The organism is Flavonifractor sp. An100, from assembly GCF_002161175.1.
Classification (GTDB): Bacteria; Bacillota; Clostridia; order Oscillospirales; family Oscillospiraceae; genus Lawsonibacter.
In genome coordinates this window covers 53,615-66,981 of sequence record NZ_NFMA01000004.1, presented here as the reverse complement: position 1 = coordinate 66,981, position 13,367 = coordinate 53,615, and the positions used below count along the sequence as shown (strand labels likewise).

The window sequence follows — 13,367 nt, the reverse complement described above, 5'->3', positions numbered from 1 at the left end:
GATTTTTTAGCGGATATGCTATTGACATTATTTTCTTACAATAGTATATTAGCGTGGTAAAGAATAAAAGCGGAGGTGGATGATTTTATCCATCTACCCAGGGCAAGGAGCGAGAGCGTTGAAGCTGACGATCAACACCCCCGAGGGGACCCGGGACCGGTTGTTTTCTGAGTGTCAGGAGCGCCGGCAAATCCAGTCCCGTCTGACCCGGCTGTTCCGGCAGCGGGGATATTTAGAAGTGTCCACTCCGGATACCGAGTATTATGACCTGTTCGCCCTCTCGGGCAGCGCCATTCCCCAGGAGCGTATGGTGAAGGTGGGGGACCCCAGCGGAAAATTCTGCGTGATGCGTCCTGACTCCACCACCCCCATTGCCCGGGTAGCCGCCACAAAGCTGTGCTCGCTGCCGCTGCCTCAGCGGCTTTACTACGACCAGACGGTGTACCGCTCCAATCCGGCCCATAACGGGGGCAGCCGAGAGATCCCACAGTGCGGGGTTGAGCTCATTGGGGCCAAGGGGAAGAAGGCAGATCTGGAGATCATTGTCACGGCGGTAGACGCCCTGCGCAGCTGTGGAGCCCCCCGGTTCCATGTGGAGCTGGGCCACGCTGGATTTTTCCGGGACCTGGCCGGCCGTCTGGAACTGGAAGAGGATAAGCAGGAGCAGATGCGGGCCCTGATCGAGGGGAAGAACTTTGCCGCTCTGAGTGCCTTCCTCAGTCCTTATGACGGACACCCCGCCTGTGCCGCTCTGAAACAGCTCTCCCGACTCTTTGGGGGAACGGAGGTCCTGGATGAGGCGGAGCGCCTAGCTGGACGGACGGAGGCGGTAGATTATCTACGGGACCTATACGACGAGCTGTCCGCAGCCGGATATGGCCAGTATATCCGCTTTGACCTGGGAATGGTCCACCAGATCGACTACTATACCGGGGTGGTCTTCCGAGGCTATGTGGAGGGGGCGGGGGACGCCGTCCTGTCCGGAGGCCGGTATGATCACCTGGTGGAGGTCTTTGGGCGGGAGGCCCAAGCCACGGGCTTTGCCGTGGATGTGGACGCGGTGGCCCGAACCCTGCCGGAGATCGTGCTGCCCCGGCTGCGGTGTGTGGTCCACTATGAGCCGGGCTATCTGGCCCAGGCTCTGGAAGCGGTGGACGGCCGCCCGGCGGGCACCTGTGAGCTGTCCCCCTGCCGGACCCTGGAGTCCACCCGGAACCTGGCCCGGGACAAGGGGGCGGAGGCTATTTTGGTCTTTGATAAGGACGGAGAGAGGATGGTGCTGGTATGAGCGAGCGTTTGAGAATTGCCATCACCAAGGGCCGGCTGCTGGACCAGTCGGTGAAGCTGTTTGAACAGGCGGGACTGGACTGCTCTCCCATTAAAGATCCGGGCCGGCGGCTGATCCATGCCGTGCCCAACTATCCGCTGGATGCGGTGCTGGCCAAGGCTCCCGACGTCATCACCTATGTGGAGCATGGGGTGTGTGACCTGGGAATTGTGGGCCGGGACACTATTCTGGAGAAAGGCGGCGCCTTCTATGAGGTGCTGGACCTGGGATATGGCAAGTGCCGCTTCGCTCTGGCGGTGAAGGAGGGGAGCGACTTCTACGGGACCTATAAAACCCGCCGTATCGCCTCCAAATACCCGGAGGTCACCCGAGCCTTCTTTGAAAAGAAGGGGATGGATGTGGATATCATTAAAATCGAGGGCAGCGTGGAGCTGGCCCCCATCCTGGGTCTGACCGACGCCATTGTGGACATTGTGGAGACCGGGGCAACCTTGAAGGCCAACGGCCTGGTGCCCATCGAGACGGTGGCGGAGGTGTCCGCCCGGCTGATCGTGAACACAGCCAGTATGAAGCTGTATAAGAACCAAATCAGTGATTTTATCGCCAAGTGCGAGGCACAATTGGAGGGAAAGGCATGATCTCCATTCTTCAGGCGGACGGCGTGGCCGAGGAGCAGCAGCTGTCGGCCATGCGGGCCCGGGCGGCCCAAAACAACCAGGCGGTAGAGCAGACGGTCCGTTCTGTCTTGGAGCGGGTACGGGAGGAGGGCTTTGAGGCGGTGCGCCGGTACTCCTTGAAGTTCGATGGCCGTGAGCCCTATGAGGTCCCCAGGGAGCGGTTGGAGGAGGCCTACCGGGCCTGTTCTCCCCAGCTTATCCGGGCGCTGGAGCATGCAGAGCGGAACATCCGGGATTATAATGAAAAGCTGCTGGTTCAGACGGCGGAGTGGACCTCCCCGGACGGTGGACGGGTGGGCCGTGTGGTCCGTGGACTGACCCGGGTGGGGATCTATGTCCCCGGCGGGACAGCCGCTTATCCCAGCAGTGTACTGATGAACGCCGTCCCCGCCAAGGTGGCCGGGGTGGAGGAGATCATCATGGTCACCCCGCCCACGGAGAACCTGAGCGACCCGGTGTTGGCCGCGGCCAAGATCGCCGGGGTCGACCGGGTCATCGCAGTGGGCGGGGCCCAGGCGGTGGCTGCCCTCACCTATGGGGCGGGCTTTATTCCCCGGGTGGACAAGCTGGTGGGGCCGGGCAACGCCTTTGTGGCGGCGGCCAAGCGTCTGGCTTACGGAAGCCTGGACATCGATATGGTGGCCGGTCCCTCAGAGGTGCTGGTTATTGCTGATGGAGGTGCCAATCCCACCTATGTGGCCGCCGACCTGCTCAGCCAGGCGGAACACGACAAGCTGGCCTCCGCGGTGCTGCTTACCGACTCCATGGAGCTGGCCTGGGCGGTGGACGGGGAGATTGTCCGCCAGACCGGCTATTTGGAGCGTTCGGAGATTATGGAGTGCTCTCTGCGGGACTTTGGCTGCGCTATTGTGTGTTCGAATCTGGACGCCTGTGTGGCGCTGGCCAATGAGATCGCCCCGGAGCACTTGGAAATTGTCACCGAAAATCCAAGGGCCCTGCTTCCTAAGGTGAAGAACGCTGGGGCGGTCTTCCTGGGCTCCTATACGCCGGAGCCTCTGGGGGACTATCTGGCCGGCCCGGACCATGTACTGCCCACCAGCGGGACCGCCCGATTCTTCTCCCCGCTGAGTGTGGACTCCTTCCGCAAGACCATGAGCGTATTGGAGTTTGATCGGACCAGTCTGGAACCCCTGGCGGAGGAGATTATGACCCTGGCCCGGGCGGAGAAGCTCACCGCCCATGCAAATTCCATTCAGGTCCGGCTGGAGGGCTAAGCCCCTGTTCGGACGGGATGGTTTCTCAACCTGTATTAAGGAGGAAGAAGGATGCGTAACGCAGCCATTCGCCGCACCACCAAGGAGACGGACGTAGAGATCAAGCTGTCTCTGGATGGGGGAGAGGTGTGGGTATCCACCGGGATCGGCTTTTTCGACCATATGCTCACCGCCCTGGCCTTTTATGCCGGCTGGGGGCTGGAGCTGACCGTGAAAGGAGATCTGGAGGTGGACGGCCATCATACGGTGGAGGACACCGGGATCGTCCTGGGCCAGGCCTTAAAGGAGGCTCTGGGAGACCGGAAAGGGATTCGGCGCTTTGGTTCTGCCTTTGTGCCCATGGATGAGGCGCTTTGCTTCACTGCGCTGGACTTCTCCAACCGCCCCTATCTGGTCTTTGACGCAGACATGCCCCAGCCCATGATTGGGGACTATGATGCCTGCCTGACTGTGGAATTTATGCGGGCCCTGGCCATGAACGCCGGGTTGACCCTCCACCAAAAGTGCCATTACGGAGCCAATGCCCACCATATGACCGAGGGCCTGTTCAAGTCTCTGGGCCTGGCGGTGAAGGACGCGGTCCGGGTGGAGGGGGCAGCGGTGGTCTCCACCAAGGGCGTTTTGTGAGAAGCTGAAACTTTTAAAGAAAACTTAAGGTCTAAAAGAGTGAGGAGAGGGTCTCCCGCTCTTGACGGATGGAGCGGGAAGTGGTACAAATGGGAAGATACATCGCGATTGTGGATTATGGCGTGGGCAATTTGAAAAGCGTCTCCAACGCCTTTGCCTATCTGGGGGAGGAGACCCGCATTACCCGGGATCGCCAGGAGCTGGAACGGGCGGACAGCATCATTTTACCGGGCGTGGGAGCCTTCCCGGACGCAGTGGATAAGCTGCGCGCCTCCGGGCTGGAGGGCTGTGTTCTGGAGCAGGGGCAAAAAAAGCCTGTGCTGGGCATCTGCCTGGGGATGCAGCTGCTGCTGGAGCGGGGGGAGGAAGTGCGCCCCTGCGCCGGTCTAGGTGTGGTGAAGGGGCGTGTGGCCCGGATTCCTACTCAGCTGAAGCTGCCCCACATCGGCTGGAATACCTTGCGCTTTTTCCACGATTCCCTGCTGTTCCGGGGGCTGGAGGACGGCGTCTGGGTGTATTTCGTCCACTCCTTCTCCGCCCAGGACACAGATCCCAATGAGGTCATTGCCCTGACCGACTATGAGATTCCGGTGACCGCTGCGGTGCAAAACGGCAATTTCTTTGGCTGTCAATTCCATCCGGAGAAAAGCGGGGAGACCGGGCTTACCATTTTGCGCAATTTCGCGTCGTTAAACCGCTGACGGAGAAGGGAAATTTCCGGGTAGGTGGGGAAGCGGCGCTGAGGAAATCGTATCGGAGGTAAATGCATGCGTTCCAATTCCTACACCGGCAAGCGGGTTTACAGCGGTCGGAGTTCCTTTGCAGGCGGTTCAGAAGAACTGCAAACCATCATTCGCATTTTATTTTTCCCTCTTTTGCTGCTCTATTTGGAGCTTCTGCTCCACATTGTCCGGAAGGAATCCCTAATATATCTACCCATCTATTTGATGTTTGGGATTGCGGCCGGTCTGTTGCTGGATGCGCTTACCCTCTGCTTCCACCGCAGGACGAATAGGATCCTAATGAAAACGCTCACCATTCTTATTACCTTGGTGTATGTAGTGGAACTGATTGCCAAGAAGATTTTGCAGTCCTACTATCCCTTGAGTACACTGGGAACTGCAACGGAAAACCGGTTGACCGACTACTCCGATGTGATTGTCACCGCGGTGATCGGAAGCATCCCGGTGATCCTTTTGTTCTTCCTGCCCACCATTTTCCTTTTTGTGTTCGGCCCCCGTCTGATAGGCTTTGAACGGTTTGACGTGCGCTTTGCCGGTCTTGTGCTGGCGGGTGTGGTGGTGTTTCATCTCATCGGACTGGGGACAGTGTATTTGCTGCCCTGGAAAGGGGATCTGACTCCTAAGCAGCTGTATCAGGTGGACACCAACATCGATGACCAGGTGGAGCAACTGGGGCTTTGGACCATGCTGCGGCTGGATCTGAAGCACCAGATCATCCCGCCCAAGCAGAATCTGGACAGCGATTTTGATGCCATCGGCGCTCTGGGAGACGGCTCGTGCAGCTCGTCCCAGGGGGATTCCTCCTCTGGGGATGGCTCCCAGGAGGAGCCGGTGATCGATACCTCGCCCAACGTGATGGACGTGGATCTGGCGGCCATTGCGGAGAGTACCGACAACGAGGATATCCAGTGGCTGGCTAACTACTTCAACAGCGTGACCCCCACGAAAAAGAACGAATATACCGGGATGTTCAAGGGGTATAACGTCATTCAGTTGGTCATTGAGGGCTTCTCCGGTTATGTCATTGACCCTGAGTTGACCCCCACCCTCTATAAGCTGACCCATGAAGGCTTTATTTTTAATAATTATTATACCGCCCTTCACTATACCAGCACCTCCAATGGAGAGTGCCAGACCCTGCTGGGGCTCTATCCCAAAGACGGCAACCCCATTACCATGAAGCGCACGGGAGAGTTGGGGACAGACTGCTACTTCTCCCTGGCCCAGCAGCTGGGCCGGGAGGGCTATGAGGTTTTGGGCTACCACGGTAACTATGATATGTATGGCCGGCAGGCATCCCACACCAATCTGGGCTATGACTGGAGACAGTTTGGCACCGGCCTGGAGGTGGATGTAAAGGAAAACGGGGATATTGCCTGGCCCGCCCGAGATACTCAGGTCATTGAAAACAGTGTGGATGACTATATCAACAGTGATAAGCCCTTCCATGTCTATTACCTGACCATCAGCGGCCACATGCCCTATTCCAATAACCGCATTGTGGCCCCCTATCGGGATACTGTCCGGGCCCTGCCTTACAGCGAGACCACCCAGAACTATATTGCCACCGCTATGGAGGTGGACCGCGCCCTGGAACTGCTGCTCCAGAAGCTGGAGGAGGCTGGGAAGCTGGACAACACCCTGATCGTGGCTACCGGCGACCACATTCCCTATTTCAATGTGGATGTGCTGGAAGAGTTGTCCGGGAAGAAGTTTGGCAGCTCTGATGATTTGGAAGCACTGAATGAGTCCAACATTGACTTTGATGTGTATAAAAATTCCCTGATTCTCTGGTCTGCCAGTATGGAAGAGCCGGTGGAGGTGGACAAGGTCTGCTGCCAGGTGGATATCCTGCCCACCCTGTCCAATCTGCTTGGCCTGGAGTACGACTCCCGTATGCTGGCGGGCAGCGACATCCTCTCGGACAGCGAGGGACTGGTCATCTTCAGCTCCCAGAGCTGGAAGTCGGATAAGGGCTTCTATAAGTCCTCCAGTCAGGAGTTTACCCCCGCCGCTGGGGTCACCATGACAGCGGAGGAGCAGGAAGCTTATGTGTCGGCAATGAAGAAGCTGGTCAGCTACAAGCGCAGCTGCACGCCGCTGATCGTAGAAAATGACTTTTATCACTACGTGTTTGGAGCGAAATAATCAAAAGGGCGGGACCGGCGGCCCCGCCCTTTCCGTTAAACAACTACCATGGAAAAAGGAGTGGATGGTCATATGATCCTTCTGCCTGCCATAGATTTGAAAGATGGAAAGGTAGTACGGCTGTATAAGGGGGACTTTGCCACGGTCCATCAAGTGGCAGAGGACCCGGTGGCCACAGCCCGGGCCTTTCGGGAGGCCGGTGCCCGCTGGATTCATGTGGTAGACCTGGACGGAGCCAAGGACGGGGTTCGGAAAAACGGAGCCATTGTCCGCTCGCTGTCGCAGTCGGGGCTGAATCTGGAGCTGGGAGGCGGGATCCGCTCCATGGCAGATTTGGAAGAGGTCTTTGCCCTGGGCGTGCGTCGGGCGGTGATCGGCTCAGCAGCGGTGGAGCAGCCGGAGCTGGTGCACCAGGCGGTGGAGCGGTATGGAGATAGAATAGCAGTGGGGATCGATACACAAAACGGCCGGGTAAAAACGGCCGGCTGGGTGGAGGATTCCGGCTTGGATTATCTCACTTTTGCCAAGGCTATGGAGGACATTGGTGTAAAGACGATTATCTTTACAGATATTGATACTGATGGAACTCTCACCGGTCCCAGCTTTGGACGGTTAAGGGAGCTGCAGCAAGCGGTCTCCTGCCGCATCGTGGCCTCGGGCGGAGTGTCCAGCAACCAGGATCTCCTGGCCCTTGGGGAGATGGGGCTCTATGCTGCCATTGTGGGGAAGGCCTACTATTCTGGTACAGTGGATCTGGCCCGTGCAATTGCGGATGCAGGTCCCCAGGAACAGAACTGAAGACATAGAGAGGAGGATGGCCTATGCTGGCCAAGCGCATCATTCCCTGCCTGGACGTCCGGGACGGCCGGGTGGTGAAGGGCGTTAACTTTGTGAATATCCGGGATGCGGGTGATCCGGTGGAGCTGGCCAAGTTTTATTCTGACCAGGGGGCGGATGAGATTGTCTTTCTGGACATTACCGCCACCAGCGATGCCCGGGACACGGTGGCCGATGTGGTGGAGCGCACCGCGGCCCAGGTGTTTGTCCCCCTCACGGTTGGGGGCGGTATCCGTACCCTGGAGGACTTTCAGCGTTTGCTTCGGGCGGGGGCAGATAAGATTTCCGTCAATTCCGCCGCAGTAAAGGACCCAACTCTCATTTCCAGGGCGTCGGAGCGGTTTGGAGCCCAGTGCGTGGTGCTGGCCATCGACGCCAGAAGACGTCCGGAGGGCGGCTATGAGGTGGTTACCGCCGGAGGGCGCAATCCCACCGGTCTGGATGCGGTGGAGTGGGCCCGCCGGGGTGAGGCTCTGGGGGCGGGCGAGATTTTGCTCACCTCCATGGACGCCGATGGAACCAAAGCCGGCTTTGATCTGGAGATGACCCGAGCGGTGACCCAGGCGGTCTCCATTCCAGTGATCGCCTCAGGGGGCTGTGGCAGTTTAGAGCATTTTGCCCAGGTCTTTGAGGAGACTGGCTGTGATGCCGCCCTGGCGGCGTCCCTGTTTCACTTTGGAGAGCTGACTGTACCCCAGGTGAAGGAATATTTACGGGGGCGCGGTCTTCCGGTGCGGTAGGAGGTCGCTATGCTGGACGACTTGATAGAGTTAGTTCTGGACCTGGCAGTGGATCTGGGTGGTGCGGCGGCCAAAGGGAAGAGAAAACAAGGCGGGCAGAAAACGGAACATACCCAAAAGCCGGCGGAAAAGCAGGAGAAAAAAACCAGTTGCGGATCCCTGGGACCGGCCCCAGAAGAAGCCCCCCTGGGAAAAATAAGGAGCGTCATTTATGTTTGATTTGGAGCAGTTGTTCCAAAAATCGGAACTAATCCCAGTTATTATCCAGCATGCACAGACGAAAGATATTCTCATGCTGGGCTTTACCAATCGTCAGGCCGTGGAACTGACGCTGCAAACCAAGACGGCATGGTTTTGGTCCCGGAGCCGTCAGGAGCTATGGAACAAAGGGGCCACCTCCGGCAATTACCTCCATGTCCAGAAAATTATGACGGACTGTGATACCGATACCCTACTATACTTCTGCATTCCGGACGGCCCGACCTGCCATACAGGTGCGCCCAGTTGCTTTTTCCGGGAAATCCCGTTATAATGAACCCAAACCAGAGGCCAGGTATGGACCGGGAACTCCGGGGAAAACTGAGACAAAGAATGGAGCGATACCCATGGATGATACGCTTAAGAAACTGTATCAGGTGGTAATAAGCCGGAAGGAGCAGCCCCAGGAGGGGTCATACACCTGCTACCTGTTTGAAAAGGGCTTGGATAAGATTCTGAAAAAGGTAGGCGAGGAGTGCGCCGAGACCATTATCGCCGCAAAAAATGGAGTGCAGGCGGATACGGTTGGGGAGATCTCTGACCTGATCTACCACCTAACTGTGATGATGGTCCAGCAGGGCATTCCCCTGGAGGCGGTGATGGAGGAGCTGGAGCACCGCAGTCAGAAGATTGGAAATTTAAAGCAGTTCCACGTCAGTGACCACAATACCTAAACAGCCGCTACGGCTGGGAAAGGAGTGTTTTTGTTATGAGCTTTGACCCTTATGAGTTTGACCGCAGCATGGCCCCCGGCCAGACGGAGACCATTGGACAGTATACCGCCAAGACTTTCCTGTGGATGGTCCTGGGACTGATGATTACCTTTGGAGTGGCCATTGCAAGCTGGCTGTCCGGGGCGGTGTACTTTGCCTACCAGGCTCAGTTTGTTGTGCTGATTGCTACCCTCTTTTTGGCCTTCACCATGTCTAGCCGCATTGAGCGGATGTCGGTGGGAGCCGCGGTAGCTATGTTTGTGGCATTCTCCGCTCTCTTGGGCTTGACCATCTCGGTCTATCTTCTCATTTTTGACCTTACCAGCGTGGTGTTTTGTTTCTTAGCCACTGCGGTGTACTTTGGAGCCCTGGCCGCCTACGGCTTTTTGACCCACCGGGATCTGTCCCGGGTGGGAACCATCGCCTTTTCCGGCCTGATCTTCCTGGTCTTGTTTGGACTGATCACCTGGTTTATTCCGTCCTTCACGGCCTTCGATCAGATGGTCTGTATCGTTGGTATTGTGGTGTTCCTGGCCTATACCGCCTATGATACCCAGAAGATCCGCTCTTACTACCACTATTATGCCGGATACCCCGACATGCTGGCTAAGGCGTCGATTTTCTCTGCACTGCAGCTGTATCTGGACTTTTTGAACCTGTTTTTGTATCTGCTGCGCTTCCTGGGCAACCGGAGAGATTAAGTGGAGAAAAAATGGCCCGCCTGATTCAGGCGGGCCGTTTTCTGTTTTAAATTTAACGATAGGAGAGAAGGGTCTGCACATCCTTCCGCTTGGGGGCGGTAAGGGGAGTGGGGTCGGGGTGGCCGACAGCAATCAAAGCCATCAGCTCCTGATCCTCGGGAATCTGCAGATACTCCTGTAGGCGTTTACGGTCAAACACACCCATGATGACGGTCCCCAGCCCCAAAGCGTGGGCAGCCAGACAGAAGGTCTGAGCGGCGATGCCGCAGTCATAGTACTGCCAGCCCTCTTCACGGTCGGTGGTGTACGACCCGTCCCGCTCAAAGCCACAGCGATTTTTAATAAAGGTCTGGGCTACCAGCAGGGGAGCGTTTTGGATAATGGCGGGGTTGTTGGCGCTGGGCAGGCAGTATTCCTTGGCAATGAGTTCCTGCTCCTTTGGGGACTCAATGGCAATGTAGCGGCTGATCTGGGTGTTTTTCCAACTGGGGGCATAGGCGGCCAGCTCTACCACCTGCTCCAGCAGAGCACGGCTGACCGGTTCGCTGGTAAATTTGCGAACGCTTCTCCGAGTTCGGATACAGGTCTGAACATCCATCATGGGAAATCCCTCCTAAGTAGTAAAAACAGTATGGAATTATGGTAGCCTGCCGGGGAGAAATTGTCAAGTCTGTAGGGAGGCGGCGGTGATTTGGGTGCTTCCCAAGAAATGAAGAATGTGCTATAATTTATTCTGTGTTTTTGTGGGCAGAGGAGGATAGCATGATCGTTTTAGGCATTGATCCAGGGGTTGCCACCATAGGGTTTGGAGTGATCCGCGCCCAGCGGGGACAGAATACCCTTTTGCGCTATGGCGTCATCACCACTCCGCCAGGTATCCCTCTTTCCAATCGTCTGCTTCAGATTTCTAACGATATGGAGGAGCTGATCCACACCTTTCATCCCGATGAGATGGCGTTGGAGGAGCTGTTTTTTACCAAAAATATTACCACCGGCATTGCGGTAGCCCACGGGCGAGGGGTGATCCTATTGGCGGCAGAAAAGCTGGGCGTGCCAATTTTTGAGTATACTCCCATGCAGGTAAAACAGGCGGTGGCGGGGTATGGAGGAGCGGATAAGCGCCAAGTGATGCTGATGACCCAGCGACTTCTGGGTATGCGGGAGATTCCCCGCCCAGACGATGCTGCCGACGCGCTGGCCATCGCCATCTGCCACAGCCGGTCTGCCACCAGCCTGCTTAATACGGAACGGGTCTTCGATCCCAAGAAATACGACACGAGGTAGCGAATATGTTTTATTATCTTTCCGGTACAGTGGCCCATACAGAGCCCTATTTGGCTGTCATTGACTGTGGTGGGGTGGGCTATGCCTGCCGAACCACCAGTTATACATTATCTGCGCTAAAAAAGGGCGACAAGGCAAAGCTCTTTACATACTTGAATGTCCGTGAAGATGCCATGGAGCTGTATGGGTTTGCCACCCAGGAGGAGCAAAATCTGTTCCAGCTGTTGATTTCCGTCTCCGGTGTGGGACCAAAAGCCGCTCTTTCCATCCTCTCCTCTAGTACACCAGCCAATCTGGCCTTGAGTATTATTACCGGGGATGAAAAAGCTCTCACCTGTGCCCAGGGCATCGGAAAGAAGATCGCCCAGCGGGTGATTTTGGAGTTGAAGGATAAGCTGGCCAAGGGTCAGACCATTGCAGCTGGGGAGTCCTATGGGGGGACCGGGATCACTGTCATTCCGGAGAATAAGCTCTCAGAGGCTTCGGCGGCGCTGGCGGTGCTGGGCTATTCCCAGAGCGAGATCAATATGGCTCTTAAGGGGATTGATCTGGAGCCTTTGACGCTGGAAGAGGTCATAAAGCAGGCACTGAAAAAGATGATGAAGGGGTAAGAGCCATGGCCAAATTTGAACTGGAGCTTCATGGGGATTTTGACGATGCTTTGCACTACTTTCACGAGGGAATTCTAAATGCCAGCATGTCGGCCAGCTACGAGGACGAGAGCTATTACCAGCGGGCCGGGGTGCGCTGCTGTGTCCGGGTATATGAGCGGTACAGCTTTGGCGGCGGGAACCGGGTAAGCATGACCATGACACTGGCCGGGGATGGGGAGGACCTGTTTTTGTCTGCCATCACCTCTGGAGGCAGCCAGGCCATGTTCTTTAAAATCAACACCTGGGGAGAAGAGGCCTTTCTGGATACCCTTCAGGACTTGGCGGAACGGTATTGACCGCGTTTCCTCCCATGCTGGCTTTTCGAAAGCAGCCGGCCCAATTTGAGATGGGGAAGTGACCCAATGTCTATTGATTTTTCCAATCCGGAGTTTGAGGCGGAGGAGCTCAATGAGCCCTTGGTGACGACCTCCTTGACCCGGGAGGATGAGAACGAATTTTCCCTGCGGCCCAAGACGCTGCGGGAGTATATCGGTCAGGAGAAGGCCAAGGGCAATCTGGAGGTGTTTATCCAGGCGGCCAAGATGCGCCATGAGCCCCTGGATCATGTACTGCTCCATGGTCCTCCGGGCCTGGGCAAGACCACCCTCTCCGGCATTATTGCCAATGAGATGGGGGTCAATGTCCGCATTACCTCAGGTCCGGCCATTGAAAAGGCAGGGGATTTGGCCGCCCTACTCACCAACCTGAATGAAAATGACATTCTCTTTGTGGACGAAATTCACCGCTTGAACCGCTCGGTGGAGGAGGTCCTCTATCCGGCCATGGAGGACTTTGCCATTGACATCATTATTGGCAAGGGTCCTTCGGCCAACTCCATCCGTCTGGACCTGCCGAAATTTACCCTGATCGGGGCGACCACCCGGGCTGGACAGCTGTCCGCTCCACTTCGGGACCGATTTGGCGTGACCTTGCGGCTGGAGCTTTATACACCTCAGGAGCTGTCTCAAATCGTGACCCGGTCTGCTGGAATTTTAGGCGTTCCCATTGAGGAGGACGGGGCCATGGAGATCGCCCGCCGCAGCCGGGGCACGCCCCGGATTGCCAACCGGATGCTGCGCCGGGTACGGGATTTTGCCCAGGTGAAGGCCGGAGGTGTCATCACCAAAAAGGTGGCGGATGAGGCCCTTACCGCTCTGGAGATCGACCATTTGGGGCTGGATGCCATCGATCACCGGATGCTGCGCAGTATTATTGAAAACTACCGGGGCGGGCCGGTGGGCCTGGAGACCTTGGCAGCCACTATCAATGAGGAGGCAGTGACCCTGGAGGACGTATATGAGCCCTATTTGATGCAGCTGGGCTTTTTGACCCGCACTCCCCGAGGGCGATGCGTTACCCAGAAGGCCTACCAGCACCTGGGCTTATCTGTGCCGGGAGGGGCCTGTGGAGAGCTGGACCAGATCTCCTTTTGAGCTGGGTTTCCTGTGACTTCTCTAGCTATG

At 57.0% G+C, this 13,367-nt stretch carries 17 protein-coding genes; 16 read left to right on the top strand and 1 reads right to left on the bottom strand.

Going from position 1 to position 13,367, the window contains the following annotated elements; translation table 11 throughout:
* Positions 1 to 118 precede the first annotated feature (118 nt).
* The 12 genes from hisZ to B5E43_RS03665 all read left to right on the top strand — a co-directional run bounded on the left by hisZ (position 119) and on the right by B5E43_RS03665 (position 9,967).
* Positions 119 to 1,288, top strand: a complete 1,170-nt coding sequence (gene hisZ / locus B5E43_RS03720) for an ATP phosphoribosyltransferase regulatory subunit (RefSeq protein ID WP_158098952.1) — start codon at positions 119 to 121, stop codon at positions 1,286 to 1,288.
* Positions 1,285 to 1,926 carry an ATP phosphoribosyltransferase gene (gene hisG / locus B5E43_RS03715; RefSeq protein ID WP_087393772.1) on the top strand — a complete coding sequence of 214 codons (642 nt, stop codon included), beginning with the start codon at positions 1,285 to 1,287 and terminating at the stop codon, positions 1,924 to 1,926. The genes hisZ and hisG overlap by 4 nt, the downstream gene beginning before the upstream one ends.
* Positions 1,923 to 3,200, top strand: coding sequence for a histidinol dehydrogenase (gene hisD / locus B5E43_RS03710; protein ID WP_087393769.1), 1,278 nt, complete (start codon positions 1,923 to 1,925; stop codon positions 3,198 to 3,200). Before hisG ends, hisD begins: the two co-directional genes overlap by 4 nt.
* Positions 3,201 to 3,251: 51 nt before the next feature.
* Positions 3,252 to 3,827 carry an imidazoleglycerol-phosphate dehydratase HisB gene (gene hisB, locus B5E43_RS03705; RefSeq protein ID WP_087393767.1) on the top strand — a complete coding sequence of 192 codons (576 nt, stop codon included), beginning with the start codon at positions 3,252 to 3,254 and terminating at the stop codon, positions 3,825 to 3,827.
* Positions 3,828 to 3,916: 89 nt separating this feature from the next.
* Entirely contained in the window at positions 3,917 to 4,528 is a 612-nt protein-coding gene (hisH, locus tag B5E43_RS03700; protein ID WP_087393912.1) for an imidazole glycerol phosphate synthase subunit HisH, read from the top strand.
* A 66-nt stretch (positions 4,529 to 4,594) separates the two neighbouring features.
* Entirely contained in the window at positions 4,595 to 6,718 is a 2,124-nt protein-coding gene (locus B5E43_RS03695) for an LTA synthase family protein (RefSeq protein WP_087393765.1), read from the top strand.
* Positions 6,719 to 6,790: 72 nt separating this feature from the next.
* A complete protein-coding gene (gene hisA / locus B5E43_RS03690; RefSeq protein ID WP_087393763.1) occupies positions 6,791 to 7,516 on the top strand; it encodes a 1-(5-phosphoribosyl)-5-[(5-phosphoribosylamino)methylideneamino]imidazole-4-carboxamide isomerase in 726 nt (241 codons plus the stop codon).
* 23 nt (positions 7,517 to 7,539) lie between these two features.
* Positions 7,540 to 8,295 (top strand): imidazole glycerol phosphate synthase subunit HisF, encoded by a 756-nt coding sequence (hisF, locus tag B5E43_RS03685; RefSeq protein ID WP_087393761.1) that lies wholly within the window; start codon positions 7,540 to 7,542, stop codon positions 8,293 to 8,295.
* 9 nt (positions 8,296 to 8,304) lie between these two features.
* Complete coding sequence (locus B5E43_RS03680) at positions 8,305 to 8,514, top strand: hypothetical protein (protein WP_087393759.1); 210 nt, start codon at positions 8,305 to 8,307, stop codon at positions 8,512 to 8,514.
* Positions 8,507 to 8,827, top strand: coding sequence for a phosphoribosyl-AMP cyclohydrolase (gene hisI / locus B5E43_RS03675; protein ID WP_087393757.1), 321 nt, complete (start codon positions 8,507 to 8,509; stop codon positions 8,825 to 8,827). The genes B5E43_RS03680 and hisI overlap by 8 nt, the downstream gene beginning before the upstream one ends.
* A 73-nt stretch (positions 8,828 to 8,900) precedes the next feature.
* Positions 8,901 to 9,227 carry a phosphoribosyl-ATP diphosphatase gene (gene hisE / locus B5E43_RS03670; RefSeq protein WP_087393755.1) on the top strand — a complete coding sequence of 109 codons (327 nt, stop codon included), beginning with the start codon at positions 8,901 to 8,903 and terminating at the stop codon, positions 9,225 to 9,227.
* 35 nt (positions 9,228 to 9,262) lie between these two features.
* Positions 9,263 to 9,967, top strand: a complete 705-nt coding sequence (locus tag B5E43_RS03665) for a Bax inhibitor-1/YccA family protein (RefSeq protein WP_087393753.1) — start codon at positions 9,263 to 9,265, stop codon at positions 9,965 to 9,967.
* A 52-nt stretch (positions 9,968 to 10,019) separates the two neighbouring features.
* Here B5E43_RS03665 and B5E43_RS03660 read toward each other — a convergent pair whose 3' ends face one another.
* Positions 10,020 to 10,568 carry a nitroreductase gene (locus B5E43_RS03660; protein WP_343214265.1) on the bottom strand — a complete coding sequence of 183 codons (549 nt, stop codon included), beginning with the start codon at positions 10,566 to 10,568 and terminating at the stop codon, positions 10,020 to 10,022.
* Positions 10,569 to 10,729: 161 nt separating this feature from the next.
* Between B5E43_RS03660 and ruvC the strand changes: the two genes are divergently transcribed.
* The 4 genes from ruvC to ruvB all read left to right on the top strand — a co-directional run bounded on the left by ruvC (position 10,730) and on the right by ruvB (position 13,337).
* A complete protein-coding gene (ruvC, locus tag B5E43_RS03655; RefSeq protein WP_087393751.1) occupies positions 10,730 to 11,251 on the top strand; it encodes a crossover junction endodeoxyribonuclease RuvC in 522 nt (173 codons plus the stop codon).
* 5 nt (positions 11,252 to 11,256) lie between these two features.
* Complete coding sequence (gene ruvA / locus B5E43_RS03650) at positions 11,257 to 11,862, top strand: Holliday junction branch migration protein RuvA (protein WP_087393749.1); 606 nt, start codon at positions 11,257 to 11,259, stop codon at positions 11,860 to 11,862.
* Positions 11,863 to 11,867: 5 nt separating this feature from the next.
* Complete coding sequence (locus B5E43_RS03645; protein ID WP_087393747.1) at positions 11,868 to 12,200, top strand: DUF6054 family protein; 333 nt, start codon at positions 11,868 to 11,870, stop codon at positions 12,198 to 12,200.
* 66 nt (positions 12,201 to 12,266) lie between these two features.
* Positions 12,267 to 13,337: a Holliday junction branch migration DNA helicase RuvB gene (gene ruvB / locus B5E43_RS03640; protein WP_087393745.1), complete on the top strand. Its 1,071-nt coding sequence runs from the start codon at positions 12,267 to 12,269 to the stop codon at positions 13,335 to 13,337.
* Positions 13,338 to 13,367 lie beyond the last annotated feature (30 nt).